Raw genomic sequence first — 16,910 nt, 5'->3', positions numbered from 1 at the left:
CGATGGCCTCAGTTAAAGCGGAATACGTCTTCACACGCCTGCTTGAGGGCGCTGCCGCTGGCGATGTCGCACTCTCTCTGCCAGCCGGTAATACCATTTGCGGTATCCCAGCCGGGCGTCATGGTGACGCGTAGCCCGTTCAGGCTTTCTTGCCCGCTAAGGGTGACGACGCCTTTAGCCACGGTCATTGCGGAAACGTAGCGCGTGGTGGCGGGAGAGGGAATGCCGTTGCTACCGCCATCGCACCTTGTCAGGCCGCCGTGCTCAAGGGCGCATAGCTCAACCGCCGTGCGGTAGGGAATAAAGGTTTGCAGGACATCGGTCAGCGCCGCCTTGCGCAGATAGTTCTGGTAGGCGGGAATACCGATGGCGCTCAGAATGGCGATAATGCCAATCACCACCATGAGTTCGATAAGGGTAAAGCCACGTTGTCTGTCCATCGATTGCTCCTTGTTATCGTCGGGAGCACTGTGGCGGTCTGCGGGGAGGATGACGAGCGATAAATGAGCGCTCAGGAAACGGCTTCCCAGGCTTTCTTTACGCGTTACAGGGCGAGGGCAAAACGCTGAGATCGCCCTCGCAAAGCGTGCGCCCCGGCAGGCGATCCATGCCGGGGCGGAGCGTTAGCGGAAACGCATTGACAGGTCGAGCGCGCGGACGTGTTTGGTCAGGGCGCCAACGGAGATGTAATCGACGCCGGTTTCGGCAAATTCACGGATAGTATCGAAGGTGACGTTGCCGGAAACTTCCAGCGCGGCCTGGCCGTTGGTACGCTTCACCGCTTCGCGCATCAGGTCGGGGGTGAAGTTATCGAGCATGATGATATCAGCTCCGGCTTTCAGGGCTTCATCCAGCTCATCAAGGGATTCAACCTCAACTTCTACCGGCACGTCCGGATGCAGCCAGAAGGCCTTCTCAATGGCCTGGCGCACGGAGCCGGAGGCAATAATGTGGTTCTCTTTGATCAGGAAGGCATCGAACAGCCCCAGGCGATGGTTTGCACCGCCTCCGCACAGTACGGCGTATTTCAGCGCGGTGCGCAGGCCGGGTAGCGTTTTACGGGTATCGAGCAGCTGGGTTTTGGTGCCCGCCAGCAGATCCACGTAGCGGCGCACCTCGCTGGCGACCCCGGATAGGGTCTGCACGAAGTTCAGCGCGGTACGCTCGCCGGTCAGAAGAAGGCGGGAAGGACCCTGCAGCTCAAACAGCGGCTGATCCGCCTTGACCGCGTCGCCATCTTCAACCAGCCAGGTGACGCTGACGTCGTCGCCGGCCAGCTGAATAAAGACCTCTTCCACCCAGCGTTTGCCGCAGAACACGCCGTCTTCGCGGGTAATGACAACCGCGTGCGAGCGTGCGCTTTCCGGCAATAATTGCGCGCTAATATCGTTGTTAGCGTCAACTTCGCCGCCTAAATCTTCGCGCAGGGACTGGGCTACTGCATCGGTAATATCGAGGTTAATGCGTTCCAGCAGCGCGTCACGGCGGCGGTCGGGGTTGTAGCGACGAGGCGACATGATAAAGCTCCAGATAGATAAGATTCAGAAGTGGGAAACATGCTAACCTGAACGGCGTTTCTACACCATATACTCTTCATCCTTCAGGCTATTGCCGCGTTGGCGTGCCTGCGTTGTAGAGGTGGAGGCGCGGCGATCGGCCCCGAACGAATTTGTGTATGATAATCGGCATCCTTGGGCCATGGGCGGCCCGGGAGCATGCGTTAGTGAAAGGAGACTCCGCAATGCAGTTGAACGGAGGATGGCTGGTGGGCGCGCGTCGGGTTCCTTCGCCGCACCATGATTGCCGCCCGGATGATGAAACCCCCTCCCTGCTGGTGGTGCATAATATTAGCCTGCCGCCGGGTGAATTTGGCGGTCCGTGGATTGACGCTCTGTTCAGCGGCACGCTCGATCCCAACGCGCATCCTTTTTTTGCCGGGATCGCTCAGCTACGGGTTTCGGCACATTGTCTGATTCGCCGCGACGGTGAAATCGTGCAGTATGTGCCTTTCGATAAGCGCGCGTGGCATGCCGGCGTATCCTGCTATCAGGGGCGTGAGCGCTGCAACGACTTCTCTATTGGTATTGAGCTGGAAGGAACGGATACGCTGGCTTATACCGATGCGCAGTATCAGCAGCTGGCCGCGGTTACGCTGCAGCTGACCGCGCTCTATCCGGCTATCGCTGAAAACATGACCGGCCATAGCGATATCGCGCCGGTGCGTAAAACGGATCCCGGCCCGGCGTTTGACTGGGCAAAATTTCGCGGTCTGTTGACCGCTTCGTCAGATAAGGAGATGCCATGACGTTATTTTCTACGCTGCTGGTTCTCATCGCCGAACGCCTGTTTAAGCTGGGCGAGCACTGGCAGCTCGATCATCGCCTTGAGGTTCTGTTCCGTCGCGTGAAGCACTTCTCGCTGTTCGGCACGCTGCTGATGGCGGCGGTGGCGATGGTTGCGGTGTACATTATTCAGAGCCTGCTGCACGGCGTGCTGTTTAACGTCCCGCTGCTGGTGTTCTGGATCCTGCTTGGTCTGCTGTGCATTGGCGCCGGCAAAGTCCGCCTGCACTATCACGCCTACCTGAAGGCCGCTTCCCGCAATGATAAGCATGCCTGCGATGCGATGGCCAGCGAGCTGACGCTTATCCACGGCGTCCCGCCGGGCTGCGACAACCGTGAATACCTCAGCGAACTGCAGAATGCGCTGCTGTGGATCAACTACCGCTATTACCTTGCGCCGCTGTTCTGGTTTGTGGTCGGCGGGCCGTGGGGCCCGATCACGCTGATTGGCTATAGCGTCCTGCGTGCATGGCAGTCGTGGCTGGCCCGCTATCAAACCCCGCACCATCGTTTGCAGTCAGGGATTGATGGCATTTTGCACGTCGTGGACTGGGTGCCGGTGCGGCTGGTAGGCGTGGTTTACGCGCTGGTTGGTCACGGCGAGAAGGCGCTACCCGCGTGGTTCGCCTCGCTGGGCGATCGCCATTCGTCGCAGTATCAGGTACTGACGCGTCTGGCGCAGTTCTCGCTCGCCCGTGAGCCGCATGTCGATAAGGTCGAGACGCCGAAGGCGGCCGTTTCAATGGCCAAGAAAACGTCGCTGGTGGTGGTGGTGATTATGGCCCTGCTGACGATTTACGGAACGCTGATTTAAGTCCCCCGCCCGTCAGCGGGCGCGGCGCAGGCGGGATGTCGAAATCAGGCATCCCGTTTTCTTGCCAGGCGATGCGCTTCAGCCGTTAGGATCGTACCGCGGGTTCGGTGGCGTTCCGCGCGATACGCCAGTACGTCTTCCCTTTTTCTCTCCACCTGCCGGTTAGCGGCTATCGCATGCAAGCGCGAATATGCGGCGCTGGAACATTCCCTGCGCAGCGAGACGCGCCCATGATTGGGTCAGCGTGTTGTGAAATGCGTTGCGGTATCGGTTGGCGATATGGAAAAACGACTGATTAGGGGGAAGGGGGAGGCGGGTAACAGGGCTCTGCGCCCGCTAAGATGCGGCGGGCACAGAGTTTAACGATGTATTAATGTGCTTTTACGGCGCTGGCGCTTCTCTGTTTGAACAGGTAGCCGACGCCGAGAACGGCAATCCACACCGGGATCAGGTAGACGGAGATGGCCATGCCCGGGGTGATCAGCATGATGACCAGTACCGCGACCATGAACAGCAGGCAGATCCAGTTACCGAGCGGATAGAACAGCGCCGGGAAGCGGGTAACCACGCCCTGCTGCTGTTTTGCCCGACGGAACTTAATGTGCGCCAGGCTGATCATTGCCCAGTTAATGACGAGGGCAGAAACAACCAGCGCCATCAGCAGACCAAACGCCGATTCCGGCGCGAGATAGTTAATCAGCACGCACAGCGCGGTCACCACGGCGGAAACCAGAATGGTGTTCACCGGCACGCCGCGCTTGTCGACGTTCATCAGCGCTTTCGGCGCGTTACCCTGCTGGGCAAGACCAAACAGCATTCGGCTGTTGCAGTAAACGCAGCTGTTATACACCGACAGCGCGGCGGTCAGCACCACCACGTTGAGCGCGTTAGCAACGAAGGTATCTCCCAGTTCGTGGAAGATCAGCACAAACGGGCTGGTGTCTGCGGTTACGCGCGTCCACGGCAGCAGAGAGAGCAGTACCGCCAGCGAGCCCACGTAGAAAATCAGAATACGGTAGATAACCTGATTGGTGGCTTTGGGAATGCTCTGCTCCGGGTTATCCGCTTCTGCCGCGGTGATCCCGACCAGCTCCAGTCCGCCAAACGAGAACATGATGATGGCCATCATCATGACCAGCCCGGTGAAGCCGTGCGGCAGGAAGCCGCCCTGATCCCACAGGTTGCGGACGGTTGCCTGAGGGCCGCCGTTGCCGCTGAACAGCAGCCAGCCGCCGAACAGAATCATCGCCACAACGGCAACGACTTTAATAATGGCGAACCAGAACTCCATCTCGCCGAATACCTTCACGTTGGTGAGGTTGATGGCGTTAATGGCAACGAAGAAGATCGCCGCAGAGACCCAGGTCGGGATCTCCGGCCACCAGAACTGGACGTATTTTCCGACCGCTGTCAGCTCGGCCATCGCGACCAGAACGTACAGCACCCAGTAGTTCCAGCCGGAGGCAAAGCCGGCAAACCCGCCCCAGTACTTGTAGGCGAAATGACTGAATGAACCTGCCACCGGCTCTTCTACAACCATCTCACCGAGCTGGCGCATAATCAGAAAAGCAATAAAACCGGCGATGGCATAGCCAAGGATAATGCCGGGACCTGCCGACTGGATAACGGATGCGCTGCCCAGAAACAGGCCGGTACCGATAGCGCCGCCCAGAGCAATAAGCTGTATATGGCGGTTTTTCAGGCCGCGCTTTAGCCGATCGCCTTGCTGTTGACCTTCCATCATGAAACCTCGTGTGTGGTTATTTTGCGTTTACGCTTCATCCTTCAGGCTGTTGCTTTATTGTCGGTCCCTGCCAGATAGCATAGCTATCTCTATTCCAGAGAGTTTAAGGCCAGCCTTGTTCTGCGTGATTCAGCGTCGACATTATTGTGTTGTGTAATTATGAAATTCCGTTTCTGTATTAATTTCTTTACGCAAGGCGGAATATAAAATCACTAAAAGGCCTTTTGTATCATGGAGAATAGTGATAAGTGCGGGCGAATGCACCTGCTTTATGAAGGGGTGATGACGAAGCGAACAAAAAGAAACCATTTGTAAACAGAGCGGCAATTAGCCTCTTTAACCCTTAATGACTAATTACGCAGTAAAAGTGAATTTAAAAACGATTTTTTGACTGTTGAATCGGTTCAGATGGCGTATTTTTCGTTTCATAAAAGTTAACGCTACCTCCAACGTGGTAAAGACATCATTTGTGAGAAGTTACAATTCTGAAATGTTATTTCTGTAAGGTTGTTAAAATGTGCCTGCTTTACTGATTTCAATCAAAACCTGTATGGACAGAAGGTGAATACTTTGTTACTTTACCGCTACGAACTGCGAATTGGTAAGACCAATTGACTACGGGCTAATGGCAGAGACAGGGAATATGGCCTACAGCAAAATCCGCCAACCAAAACTATCTGATGTGATAGAGCAGCAGCTTGAGTTTTTAATCCTTGAGGGGACGTTGCGCCCCGGTGAAAAACTCCCGCCTGAACGCGAACTGGCTAAACAGTTCGACGTTTCCCGTCCCTCGCTGCGTGAGGCGATTCAACGCCTCGAAGCCAAGGGCCTGTTGCTTCGTCGCCAGGGCGGTGGAACTTTTGTACAGAGCAGCCTGTGGCAGAGCTTCAGCGACCCGCTGGTAGAGCTCCTGTCCGATCACCCTGAATCCCAATTCGACCTGCTGGAAACCCGTCACGCGCTTGAAGGCATCGCGGCTTATTACGCGGCGCTGCGCAGCAATGATGCTGACCGCGAACGCATTCGCGAGCTGCATCAGGCCATTGAGCGGGCCCAGCAGTCCGGCGATCTTGACGCCGAATCCGATGCCGTCGTCCAGTATCAAATTGCCGTCACCGAAGCGGCGCATAATGTTGTGCTGCTGCATCTGCTACGCTGCATGGAGCCGATGCTGGAGCAAAACGTTCGCCAGAACTTTGAATTGTTGTACGCCCGTCGGGAAATGCTCCCGCAGGTCAGCAATCATCGCACTCGTATTTTCGAGGCGATAATCGCCGGGGAGCCGGAGCAGGCGCGTGAAGCGTCGCATCGACACCTGGCGTTCATTGAGGAAATTTTGCTGGATCGTAGCCGTGAGGAGAGTCGTCGAGAACGCTCACTGCGTCGTTTACAGCAACGGAAGGATGAGAACTCCGGTTCTTAAGCGCCATTTTTTAGAGCGCGGCAACTAAACGCAGAACCTGTCTTATTGTGCTTTTGGTTGTTCAAATAGTTCGGGTTATATCGCGGCGGCAAGCGCGTGAATCCCCGGGAGCATAGCTAACTATGTGACCGGGGTGAGGAAGCGTAGCCAACAAAGAGATAACCTGAAATATGAAGAACAAAGAGTGCAATGGGACAGGTTCCAGATTAATCAACGATTAGATAGATAAGGAATACCCCCCATGTCAGAACGTTTACCAAATGACGTGGATCCGATCGAAACTCGCGACTGGCTACAGGCGATCGAATCGGTCATCCGTGAAGAAGGTGTTGAGCGCGCTCAGTATCTGATTGACCAACTCCTTTCTGAAGCCCGCAAAGGCGGGGTGAAGGTTGCTGCTGGCACATCTACTGGCAGTTACGTCAACACTATTGCCGTTGAAGATGAACCGGAATACCCGGGGAATCTGGATCTGGAACGTCGAATTCGTTCTGCGATTCGCTGGAACGCCATCATGACCGTTCTGCGCGCATCGAAAAAGGATCTTGAGCTGGGCGGCCACATGGCTTCCTTCCAGTCCTCCGCGACCTTCTATGAAGTGTGCTTCAACCACTTCTTCCGTGCGCGCAACGAGCAGGATGGCGGCGACCTGGTTTACTTCCAGGGCCACATCTCCCCGGGCGTATACGCACGTGCGTTCCTGGAAGGTCGTCTGACTGAAGAGCAGATGAACAACTTCCGTCAGGAAGTTCATGGCAAAGGCCTCTCTTCCTACCCGCACCCGAAACTGATGCCGACCTTCTGGCAGTTCCCGACCGTATCAATGGGTCTGGGCCCAATCGGTGCAATCTACCAGGCTAAATTCCTGAAATATCTGGAACACCGTGGCCTGAAAGATACTTCCAAACAAACCGTTTACGCTTTCCTGGGCGACGGCGAGATGGACGAGCCGGAATCTAAAGGCGCCATCACCATCGCGACCCGTGAAAAACTGGATAACCTGGTCTTCGTCATCAACTGCAACCTGCAGCGTCTGGACGGTCCGGTCACCGGTAACGGCAAAATCATTAACGAACTGGAAGGCATTTTTGCCGGTGCTGGCTGGAACGTTATCAAGGTTATCTGGGGCGGTCGCTGGGATGAGCTGCTGCGTAAAGACACCAGCGGTAAGCTGATTCAGCTGATGAACGAAACCGTTGATGGCGACTACCAGACCTTCAAATCCAAAGACGGTGCCTACGTTCGCGAGCACTTCTTCGGTAAATATCCGGAAACCGCAGCGCTGGTTGCCGACTGGACTGACGAGCAGATCTGGGCCCTGAACCGCGGTGGTCACGATCCGAAGAAAGTCTTCGCTGCACTGAAAAAAGCGCAGGAAACAACTGGCAAAGCCACCGTCATCCTGGCCCATACCATCAAAGGTTACGGCATGGGTGATACCGCTGAAGGTAAAAACATCGCTCACCAGGTTAAGAAAATGAACATGGACGGCGTACGCTACGTCCGCGATCGTTTCAACGTGCCGGTTGCCGATGCTGATATCGAAAAACTGCCGTACGTTACCTTCCCGGAAGGTTCCGAAGAGCATACCTATCTGCACGCTCAGCGTGAGAAACTCCACGGCTACCTGCCGAGCCGTCAGCCTAACTTCGATGAGAAGCTGGAGCTGCCGACCCTGGAAGATTTCGGTCCGCTGCTGGAAGAGCAGAACAAAGAAATTTCTACCACCATCGCCTTCGTTCGCGCCCTGAACGTGATGCTGAAGAACAAGTCTATTAAAGACCGTCTGGTGCCGATCATCGCCGATGAAGCGCGTACCTTTGGTATGGAAGGCCTGTTCCGTCAAATTGGTATCTACAGCCCGAACGGCCAGCAGTACACCCCGCAGGACCGTGAGCAGGTTGCTTACTATAAAGAAGACGAGAAAGGTCAGATCCTGCAGGAAGGTATCAACGAACTGGGTGCCGGCGCATCCTGGCTGGCTGCTGCGACCTCTTACAGCACCAACAACCTGCCGATGATCCCGTTCTACATCTACTACTCCATGTTCGGGTTCCAGCGTATCGGCGACCTGTGCTGGCAGGCAGGCGACCAGCAGGCTCGCGGCTTCCTGGTAGGTGGGACTTCCGGTCGTACCACGCTGAACGGCGAAGGTCTGCAGCACGAAGATGGTCACAGCCATATTCAGTCTCTGACTATCCCGAACTGTATCTCTTACGATCCGTCTTACGCGTACGAAGTTGCCGTCATCATGCACGATGGCCTGGAGCGTATGTACGGTGAGAAACAAGAGAACGTTTACTACTACATCACCACGCTGAACGAAAACTACCACATGCCGGCAATGCCGGAAGGTGCTGAGGAAGGTATCCGTAAAGGTATCTACAAACTCGACACTCTCGAAGGTAGCAAAGGTAAAGTTCAGCTGCTGGGTTCCGGTTCTATCCTGCGTCACGTGCGTGAAGCAGCAGAGATTCTGGCGAAAGACTACGGCGTAGGTTCTGACGTATACAGCGTAACTTCCTTCACTGAGCTGGCGCGCGATGGTCAGGACTGTGAGCGTTGGAATATGCTGCACCCGCTGGAAACCCCGCGTGTACCGTACATCGCTCAGGTGATGAACGACGCACCGGCCGTGGCTTCTACCGACTATATGAAACTGTTCGCCGAGCAGGTTCGTACCTATGTACCGGCTGATGATTACCGCGTACTGGGTACCGACGGCTTCGGTCGTTCCGACAGCCGTGAAAACCTGCGTCACCACTTTGAAGTAGATGCTTCCTACGTGGTTGTTGCGGCGCTGGGCGAACTGGCTAAACGTGGTGAAATCGATAAGAAAGTTGTGGCTGAAGCAATCGCCAAATTTAACATCGATGCAGATAAAGTTAACCCGCGTCTGGCGTAAGAGGTAAGAGAATAATGGCTATCGAAATCAATGTACCGGACATCGGGGCTGATGAAGTTGAAATCACCGAAATCCTGGTCAAAGTTGGCGACAAAGTTGAAGCTGAACAGTCGCTGATCACCGTAGAGGGCGACAAAGCCTCTATGGAAGTCCCGTCTCCGCAGGCTGGCGTTGTTAAAGAGATCAAAGTCTCTGTTGGCGACAAAACCGAGACCGGTAAACTTATCATGATTTTCGATTCCGCCGATGGTGCAGCAGCCGCTGCACCTGCGCAGGAAGAGAAAGCAGCAGCGCCAGCTCCGGCCGCTGCACCGGCTGCGGCCGCGGCGAAAGACGTGCACGTGCCTGATATCGGCGGCGACGAAGTTGAAGTCACCGAGATCATGGTTAAAGTGGGCGACACCGTCACGGCTGAACAGTCCCTGATTACCGTTGAAGGCGACAAAGCGTCGATGGAAGTCCCGGCACCGTTCGCGGGTACCGTGAAAGAGATCAAAATCAACGCCGGCGACAAAGTCTCCACCGGCTCGCTGATTATGGTCTTCGAAGTGGCGGGTGCGGCACCTGCTGCGGCACCGGCGCAGGCTGCTGCTCCGGCAGCGGCGGCTGCACCAGCGGCTTCCGGTTCTAAAGAAGTGAATGTACCTGATATCGGCGGCGACGAAGTTGAAGTGACCGAAGTGATGGTTAAAGTGGGCGACAAAGTTGCCGCTGAACAGTCACTGATCACCGTTGAGGGCGACAAGGCCTCGATGGAAGTTCCGGCTCCGTTCGCGGGCACCGTGAAAGAGATCAAAATCAGCACCGGCGATAAAGTTTCCACCGGCTCGCTGATTATGGTCTTCGAAGTTGAAGGCGCGGCGCCTGCTGCGGCTCCGGCGGCAGCTGCTCCGGCACCTGCGGCGGCTGCACCTGCTCCGACTGCGAAAGCGGCGGCGCCGGCGGCGAAAGCTGAAGGCAAATCTGAGTTCGCTGAGAACGACGCCTACGTGCACGCTACTCCGCTGATCCGCCGCCTGGCGCGCGAATTTGGCGTGAACCTGGCGAAAGTGAAAGGCTCCGGTCGTAAAGGCCGCATCCTGCGCGAAGACGTTCAGGCCTACGTGAAAGACGCGGTTAAACGCGCTGAAGCAGCGCCTGCTGCCGCTACCGGCGGCGGTATCCCGGGCATGCTGCCGTGGCCGAAAGTGGACTTCAGCAAGTTTGGTGAAGTTGAAGAAGTCGAGCTGGGCCGTATCCAGAAAATCTCTGGTGCTAACCTGAGCCGTAACTGGGTGATGATCCCGCACGTTACGCACTTCGACAAAACCGACATCACTGACCTGGAAGCGTTCCGTAAGCAGCAGAACGCGGAAGCTGAGAAGCGTAAGCTGGACGTGAAATTCACTCCGGTGGTCTTCATCATGAAAGCGGTTGCCGCTGCGCTTGAGCAGATGCCTCGCTTCAACAGCTCCCTGTCCGAAGATGCGCAGCGTCTGACGCTGAAAAAGTACATCAACATCGGTGTTGCGGTTGATACGCCTAATGGTCTGGTTGTTCCGGTCTTCAAAGACGTGAACAAGAAGAGCATTACCGAGCTGTCCCGTGAACTGACTGTGATCTCTAAGAAAGCGCGTGACGGTAAGCTGACGGCTGGCGAAATGCAGGGCGGTTGCTTTACCATCTCCAGCATCGGCGGCCTGGGTACTACCCACTTTGCGCCGATTGTGAACGCGCCGGAAGTGGCTATCCTCGGTGTGTCCAAATCCGCGATGGAACCGGTATGGAATGGTAAAGAGTTCGTTCCGCGTCTGATGATGCCGATCTCTCTGTCCTTCGACCACCGCGTAATCGACGGTGCTGATGGTGCTCGCTTTATTACCATCATCAACAACACCCTGAGCGATATTCGCCGCCTGGTGATGTAAGCGAAAAGCCGGCCTGACGGCCGGCTTTTTTCTGGTAACCTCCCGTGCGTTTTGAGGTTATCGGCAATAAAGGACAAAATCGTTTGCCGTTTGTTGTTTCAAAATTGTTAACAATTTTGTAAAATGCAGGCGGATAGAACGTCCCGGTGGATATAAGGGTATTAATATACATGCCCTATGGATTTCTGGATGCAGCAAGGCAGCAAGCGCCAGAGTCCCCAGGAGCTTACTCAAGTAAGTGACTGGGGTGAAGGCGTGAAGCTAACGCCGTTGCGGCCTGAAAGACGACGGGTATGACCGCCGGATACTAACTACAGAGGTCATGATGAGTACTGAAATCAAAACTCAGGTCGTGGTACTTGGGGCTGGTCCCGCAGGTTATTCTGCTGCCTTCCGTTGCGCTGACTTAGGTCTGGAAACCGTCATCGTCGAACGTTACAGCACCCTGGGCGGTGTTTGTCTGAACGTCGGCTGTATCCCTTCTAAAGCACTGCTGCACGTCGCTAAAGTTATCGAAGAAGCGAAAGCTCTGGCCGAACACGGCATTGTTTTCGGCGAGCCGAAAACCGATATCGACAAAATTCGTACCTGGAAAGAGAAAGTTATCACCCAACTGACCGGCGGTCTGGCCGGTATGGCCAAAGGCCGTAAAGTGAAAGTGGTAAACGGTCTGGGTAAATTTACCGGGGCTAACACCCTGGAAGTTGAAGGCGAAAACGGCAAAACCGTTATCAACTTCGACAACGCGATCATCGCGGCGGGTTCCCGTCCGATCGAACTGCCGTTCATTCCGCATGAAGATCCGCGCGTATGGGACTCCACCGACGCCCTCGAACTGAAATCCGTACCGAAGCGCCTGCTGGTTATGGGTGGCGGTATCATCGGTCTGGAAATGGGTACCGTTTACCATGCGCTGGGTTCAGAGATTGACGTGGTTGAAATGTTCGACCAGGTTATCCCGGCTGCCGATAAAGACGTGGTGAAAGTCTTCACTAAACGCATCAGCAAGAAGTTCAACCTGATGCTGGAAACGAAAGTGACCGCCGTTGAAGCAAAAGAAGACGGTATCTATGTTTCCATGGAAGGCAAAAAAGCGCCGGCTGAAGCGCAGCGTTACGACGCCGTGCTGGTGGCTATCGGCCGCGTGCCGAACGGTAAAAACCTCGATGCAGGCAAAGCCGGCGTTGAAGTTGACGACCGCGGCTTTATCCGCGTTGATAAGCAGCTGCGTACCAACGTACCGCACATCTTCGCTATCGGCGATATCGTGGGTCAGCCGATGCTGGCGCACAAAGGCGTTCACGAAGGTCACGTTGCCGCAGAAGTTATTTCTGGCCTGAAGCACTACTTCGACCCGAAAGTGATCCCGTCAATCGCCTATACCGAACCAGAAGTTGCCTGGGTTGGTCTGACCGAGAAAGAAGCGAAAGAAAAAGGCATCAGCTACGAAACCGCCACCTTCCCGTGGGCAGCATCCGGCCGTGCGATCGCTTCCGATTGTGCAGACGGTATGACTAAACTGATCTTCGACAAAGAGACCCACCGTGTTATCGGCGGCGCGATCGTCGGCACCAACGGCGGCGAGCTGCTGGGTGAGATCGGTCTGGCTATCGAAATGGGCTGTGACGCAGAAGACATCGCTCTGACCATCCACGCGCACCCGACTCTGCACGAGTCCGTTGGCCTGGCGGCAGAAGTCTTCGAAGGTAGCATCACCGACCTGCCGAACGCGAAAGCGAAGAAAAAGTAAGTTTTTCTTTCCGGCAAAAAGCATAAGCGGCTCTGTGAGCCGCTTTTTTTATGCCTGATGTTTAGAACTGTGTCTGCGTTCATAACCTGCTACAGGTTATAGATACTTTGACAATAATTACGAAGTAAACTTATAGCTGGTTAATTATTAGTGGGGTGGGTTATGAAACGCTTTTTAACAACGACGTTGTTAGCCGCAACGCTGGCATCCGGTATGGCCTGTGCCGCCGATCCTTCCATTCCGTGGGCTGACAACAGCGGCGGCACGGAAAATACGCATATCGCCGCTATGGGGCAGAACCTGAATACGCAGCACCAGCAGATCAGCAAAACGAGTGAAGGCGTATGGGCGGCGAACTCGGGCAGCATCCAGAGTGATGAAGCTGCGTTGAGCAGCACTAAGCCGGCATTTAGCGGCTATCCGCAGCTGATGCCGCATCAGGGCTAAAATCGCTTCAGCTTCTCAGATGCCCGGCACAGGATGAGGCGCCGGGCATGTTTTATGCCTTTTCCCCTGAAAGGGCGCGCCAGCCGCACGACGGGATGAGGCGGCTGATTTTGCCGGAATATTGCCCAGCCGGCGGCAGCGGCGTGAAATTTATATACCGGGAAACCGGTGTAAAGACTGCAAAATCCTGCCCTTAACGATTCAGCTAATTTTTAATGTTGCTTTTTTGTAAACAGATTAACACCTCCCTAAAATCCTGCTATGCTGCCGACGCGGTATCGGGCATTTACCCTACAAACTGCTGTCTCACAGGAGCGTGAAGAGAATCGCCTGCCGCATTTTACAATGAGAGCGAGGAGAACCGTCGTGCTAGAAGAATACCGTAAGCACGTAGCTGAGCGTGCAGCCGTTGGGATTGTTGCCAAACCCTTAGATGCAACCCAAATGGCCGCGCTGGTAGAACTGCTGAAAAACCCGCCAGCGGGTGAAGAAGAATTCCTGTTAGACCTGTTAATTAACCGCGTACCGCCGGGCGTCGACGAAGCCGCCTACGTTAAAGCCGGATTCCTTGCCGCCATCACCAAAGGTGAAGCGACCTCCCCACTGGTTAGCCCTGAAAAAGCCGTCGAACTGCTGGGCACCATGCAGGGCGGTTACAACATTCATCCGCTGATTGACGCGCTGGACGATGCTAAACTGGCTCCGATTGCCGCGAAAGCGCTGTCCCATACGCTGCTGATGTTTGATAACTTCTATGATGTAGAAGAGAAAGCGAAAGCAGGTAATGAATACGCTAAACAGGTGATGCAATCCTGGGCCGACGGCGAGTGGTTCCTGAGCCGCCCGCCGCTGGCGGAAAAAATCACCGTGACCGTTTTCAAAGTTACCGGTGAAACCAACACCGATGACCTCTCCCCGGCGCCGGACGCCTGGTCCCGCCCGGATATCCCGCTGCACGCGCTGGCGATGCTGAAAAACGCCCGTGAAGGTATCGAACCGGATCAGCCGGGCTCGGTTGGCCCGATCAAGCAAATTGAAGCGCTGCAGAAAAAAGGTTTCCCTCTGGCCTACGTTGGCGACGTTGTCGGTACCGGCTCTTCGCGTAAATCCGCCACCAACTCGGTGCTGTGGTTTATGGGCGACGATATCCCGAACGTGCCGAACAAGCGCGGCGGTGGCCTGGTTCTCGGCGGAAAAATCGCCCCTATTTTCTTCAACACTATGGAAGATGCGGGCGCGCTGCCGATTGAAGTTGACGTCAACGACCTGAACATGGGCGACGTTATCGACGTTTACCCGTTCAAAGGTGAAGTGCGTCATCACGAAACCAACGAACTGCTGGCGACCTTCGAGCTGAAGACCGACGTGCTGATCGATGAAGTCCGCGCCGGTGGCCGTATTCCGCTGATTATCGGCCGTGGCCTGACTACCCGCGCGCGTGATGCGCTGGGCCTGCCGCATAGCGACGTTTTCCGTCACGCGAAAGACGTTGCCGAAAGCACCAGCGGCTTCTCGCTGGCGCAAAAAATGGTTGGCCGCGCCTGCGGCGTAGCCGGTGTTCGTCCTGGCGCCTACTGCGAGCCGAAGATGACCTCCGTTGGCTCCCAGGATACCACCGGTCCGATGACCCGCGATGAGCTGAAAGACCTGGCGTGCCTCGGCTTCTCCGCCGACCTGGTGATGCAGTCCTTCTGCCATACCGCGGCCTATCCGAAGCCGGTCGACGTGACCACGCACCATACTCTGCCGGACTTCATTATGAACCGCGGCGGCGTCTCCCTGCGTCCGGGTGATGGCGTTATCCACTCCTGGCTGAACCGTATGCTGCTGCCGGATACCGTCGGTACCGGCGGTGACTCCCACACCCGTTTCCCGATCGGTATCTCCTTCCCGGCGGGCTCTGGTCTGGTGGCGTTTGCCGCCGCAACCGGCGTGATGCCGCTGGATATGCCGGAATCCGTACTGGTCCGCTTCAAAGGTAAAATGCAGCCGGGGATCACTCTGCGCGATCTGGTTCACGCCATCCCGCTGTACGCTATCAAGCAGGGCCTGCTGACCGTTGAGAAGAAAGGTAAGAAAAACATCTTCTCCGGACGCATTCTGGAAATCGAAGGCCTGCCGGACCTGAAGGTTGAGCAGGCGTTTGAGCTGACCGACGCCTCCGCTGAGCGTTCTGCAGCCGGTTGTACCATCAAGCTGAGCCAGGAGCCGATCGTTGAGTATCTGAACTCCAACATCGTTCTGCTGAAGTGGATGATTGCCGAAGGTTACGGCGATCGCCGTACCCTGGAGCGTCGCGTTCAGGGGATGGAAAAATGGCTGGCGGACCCTCAGCTGCTTGAAGCCGATGCGGATGCGGAATATGCCGCGGTTATCGACATCGACCTGGCGGATATCAAAGAGCCGATCCTCTGCGCGCCGAACGATCCGGACGATGCTCGTCTGCTGTCCGACGTTCAGGGGGAGAAGATCGACGAAGTCTTTATCGGCTCCTGTATGACCAACATCGGCCACTTCCGCGCGGCAGGTAAGCTGCTGGATAGCCATAAAGGCCAGCTGCCGACCCGCCTGTGGGTGGCTCCGCCAACCCGCATGGATGCGGCTCAGCTGACCGAAGAAGGTTACTACAGCGTATTTGGTAAGAGCGGCGCGCGTATCGAAATCCCGGGCTGCTCCCTGTGCATGGGTAACCAGGCGCGCGTAGCCGACGGTGCGACGGTGGTTTCTACCTCAACCCGTAACTTCCCGAACCGTTTGGGGACCGGCGCGAACGTCTACCTGGCTTCTGCTGAGCTGGCGGCCGTGGCTTCACTGCTCGGCAAGCTGCCGACGCCGGAAGAGTACCAGACCTTCGTTGCGCAGGTCGATCAGACGGCGGCGGATACCTACCGCTACCTGAACTTCAACCAGCTGGATCAGTACACTGATAAAGCGGATGGGGTTATTTTCCAGACGGCGGTGTAAGGTGACGCGTCAGCCCGCCTGACGAATTGCCTGTAAACTCTCCAGTGCCCGGTGAACATTGCATCACCGGGCATTTTTATTTCCAATCCTTCATCCGCCCGGCTTTTTTTCTTCCCCGGTACTGCGATAATTACGCTATGGGTACAGTGCAGCGTGACGCATTGCCCTTGCAGAGGAAGAGACTATGGATTACGAATTTCTGCGCGATATTACCGGAGTGGTAAAGGTGCGGATGGCGATGGGCCACGAGGTGGTGGGGCACTGGTTTAATGAAGAGGTGAAGGATAATCTCGCCCTGCTGGACGAAGTGGAACAGGCCGCGCGTACCGTAAAAGGCAGCGAGCGCTCCTGGCAGCGTGCCGGGCATGAGTACACGTTATGGTTAGACGGCGAAGAGGTGATGATCCGCGCTAACCAGCTGGAAATCTCCGGCGATGAAATTGAAGAAGGGATGAGCTACTACGACGAGGAGAGCTTCTCCCTCTGCGGCGTCGAAGACTTTTTGCAGGTCGTTGCCGCCTACCGTCGCTTCTTACAAGACCGCTAACCCCCCGGCAGCGCTCTTTTTGGCGCTGCCCGCACTCTCCTCCTTGATTACATTTAATCAAATAATC

Annotated in this window: 12 protein-coding genes; 9 read left to right on the top strand and 3 right to left on the bottom strand. The window is 55.9% G+C overall.

Translation table 11 applies throughout. The annotated features are described in order from the left end of the window. Positions 1 to 8: 8 nt before the first annotated feature. Both ppdD and nadC read right to left on the bottom strand, forming a co-directional pair. On the bottom strand, positions 9 to 440 hold the full coding sequence (ppdD, locus tag QFI97_RS00790) for a prepilin peptidase-dependent pilin (RefSeq protein WP_346430395.1): 432 nt from the start codon (positions 438 to 440) through the stop codon (positions 9 to 11). A 183-nt stretch (positions 441 to 623) separates the two neighbouring features. After that, complete coding sequence (gene nadC, locus QFI97_RS00785) at positions 624 to 1,517, bottom strand: carboxylating nicotinate-nucleotide diphosphorylase (protein WP_331834567.1); 894 nt, start codon at positions 1,515 to 1,517, stop codon at positions 624 to 626. A 224-nt stretch (positions 1,518 to 1,741) separates the two neighbouring features. On the opposite strand from nadC, the gene ampD reads away from it, so the two are divergent. Together ampD and ampE are read left to right on the top strand one after the other, a co-directional pair. After that, positions 1,742 to 2,305, top strand: a complete 564-nt coding sequence (gene ampD / locus QFI97_RS00780; protein ID WP_346430394.1) for a 1,6-anhydro-N-acetylmuramyl-L-alanine amidase AmpD — start codon at positions 1,742 to 1,744, stop codon at positions 2,303 to 2,305. Next, positions 2,302 to 3,156: a beta-lactamase regulator AmpE gene (ampE, locus tag QFI97_RS00775; protein ID WP_095103748.1), complete on the top strand. Its 855-nt coding sequence runs from the start codon at positions 2,302 to 2,304 to the stop codon at positions 3,154 to 3,156. Before ampD ends, ampE begins: the two co-directional genes overlap by 4 nt. 370 nt (positions 3,157 to 3,526) lie before the next feature. On the opposite strand, the gene aroP is transcribed toward ampE, so the two are convergent. Continuing rightward, a complete protein-coding gene (gene aroP / locus QFI97_RS00770) occupies positions 3,527 to 4,900 on the bottom strand; it encodes an aromatic amino acid transporter AroP (protein WP_095103746.1) in 1,374 nt (457 codons plus the stop codon). Positions 4,901 to 5,543: 643 nt separating this feature from the next. Here aroP and pdhR point away from each other — a divergent pair. The 7 genes from pdhR to yacL all read left to right on the top strand — a co-directional run bounded on the left by pdhR (position 5,544) and on the right by yacL (position 16,843). Next, positions 5,544 to 6,323, top strand: coding sequence for a pyruvate dehydrogenase complex transcriptional repressor PdhR (gene pdhR / locus QFI97_RS00765; RefSeq protein WP_041144071.1), 780 nt, complete (start codon positions 5,544 to 5,546; stop codon positions 6,321 to 6,323). Positions 6,324 to 6,564: 241 nt separating this feature from the next. Continuing rightward, entirely contained in the window at positions 6,565 to 9,228 is a 2,664-nt protein-coding gene (gene aceE / locus QFI97_RS00760) for a pyruvate dehydrogenase (acetyl-transferring), homodimeric type (protein ID WP_095103744.1), read from the top strand. Positions 9,229 to 9,242: 14 nt separating this feature from the next. Next, positions 9,243 to 11,135: a pyruvate dehydrogenase complex dihydrolipoyllysine-residue acetyltransferase gene (gene aceF / locus QFI97_RS00755; RefSeq protein WP_346430393.1), complete on the top strand. Its 1,893-nt coding sequence runs from the start codon at positions 9,243 to 9,245 to the stop codon at positions 11,133 to 11,135. Between the two features lie 325 nt (positions 11,136 to 11,460). Further along, positions 11,461 to 12,885: a dihydrolipoyl dehydrogenase gene (gene lpdA, locus QFI97_RS00750; protein ID WP_095103739.1), complete on the top strand. Its 1,425-nt coding sequence runs from the start codon at positions 11,461 to 11,463 to the stop codon at positions 12,883 to 12,885. 162 nt (positions 12,886 to 13,047) lie between these two features. After that, on the top strand, positions 13,048 to 13,332 hold the full coding sequence (locus QFI97_RS00745) for a hypothetical protein (RefSeq protein WP_095103737.1): 285 nt from the start codon (positions 13,048 to 13,050) through the stop codon (positions 13,330 to 13,332). Positions 13,333 to 13,698: 366 nt separating this feature from the next. Continuing rightward, positions 13,699 to 16,296, top strand: a complete 2,598-nt coding sequence (gene acnB, locus QFI97_RS00740; RefSeq protein WP_346430392.1) for a bifunctional aconitate hydratase 2/2-methylisocitrate dehydratase — start codon at positions 13,699 to 13,701, stop codon at positions 16,294 to 16,296. Between the two features lie 184 nt (positions 16,297 to 16,480). After that, positions 16,481 to 16,843: a protein YacL gene (gene yacL, locus QFI97_RS00735; protein WP_095103735.1), complete on the top strand. Its 363-nt coding sequence runs from the start codon at positions 16,481 to 16,483 to the stop codon at positions 16,841 to 16,843. Positions 16,844 to 16,910 lie beyond the last annotated feature (67 nt).

The organism is Klebsiella scottii, from assembly GCF_036561945.1.
Classification (GTDB): Bacteria; Pseudomonadota; Gammaproteobacteria; order Enterobacterales; family Enterobacteriaceae; genus Klebsiella; species Klebsiella scottii.
This window is presented reverse-complemented; position numbering and strand designations above follow the sequence as displayed.

Bases quoted from the DNA above. Each gene is read 5' to 3' on its own strand.
- ppdD (WP_346430395.1), bottom strand. From the start codon at position 440: ATGGACAGACAACGTGGCTTTACCCTTATCGAACTCATGGTGGTGATT.
- nadC (WP_331834567.1), bottom strand. From the start codon at position 1,517: ATGTCGCCTCGTCGCTACAACCCCGACCGCCGCCGTGACGCGCTGCTG.
- ampD (WP_346430394.1), top strand. From the start codon at position 1,742: ATGCAGTTGAACGGAGGATGGCTGGTGGGCGCGCGTCGGGTTCCTTCG.
- ampE (WP_095103748.1), top strand. From the start codon at position 2,302: ATGACGTTATTTTCTACGCTGCTGGTTCTCATCGCCGAACGCCTGTTT.
- aroP (WP_095103746.1), bottom strand. From the start codon at position 4,900: ATGATGGAAGGTCAACAGCAAGGCGATCGGCTAAAGCGCGGCCTGAAA.
- pdhR (WP_041144071.1), top strand. From the start codon at position 5,544: ATGGCCTACAGCAAAATCCGCCAACCAAAACTATCTGATGTGATAGAG.
- aceE (WP_095103744.1), top strand. From the start codon at position 6,565: ATGTCAGAACGTTTACCAAATGACGTGGATCCGATCGAAACTCGCGAC.
- aceF (WP_346430393.1), top strand. From the start codon at position 9,243: ATGGCTATCGAAATCAATGTACCGGACATCGGGGCTGATGAAGTTGAA.
- lpdA (WP_095103739.1), top strand. From the start codon at position 11,461: ATGAGTACTGAAATCAAAACTCAGGTCGTGGTACTTGGGGCTGGTCCC.
- QFI97_RS00745 (WP_095103737.1), top strand. From the start codon at position 13,048: ATGAAACGCTTTTTAACAACGACGTTGTTAGCCGCAACGCTGGCATCC.
- yacL (WP_095103735.1), top strand. From the start codon at position 16,481: ATGGATTACGAATTTCTGCGCGATATTACCGGAGTGGTAAAGGTGCGG.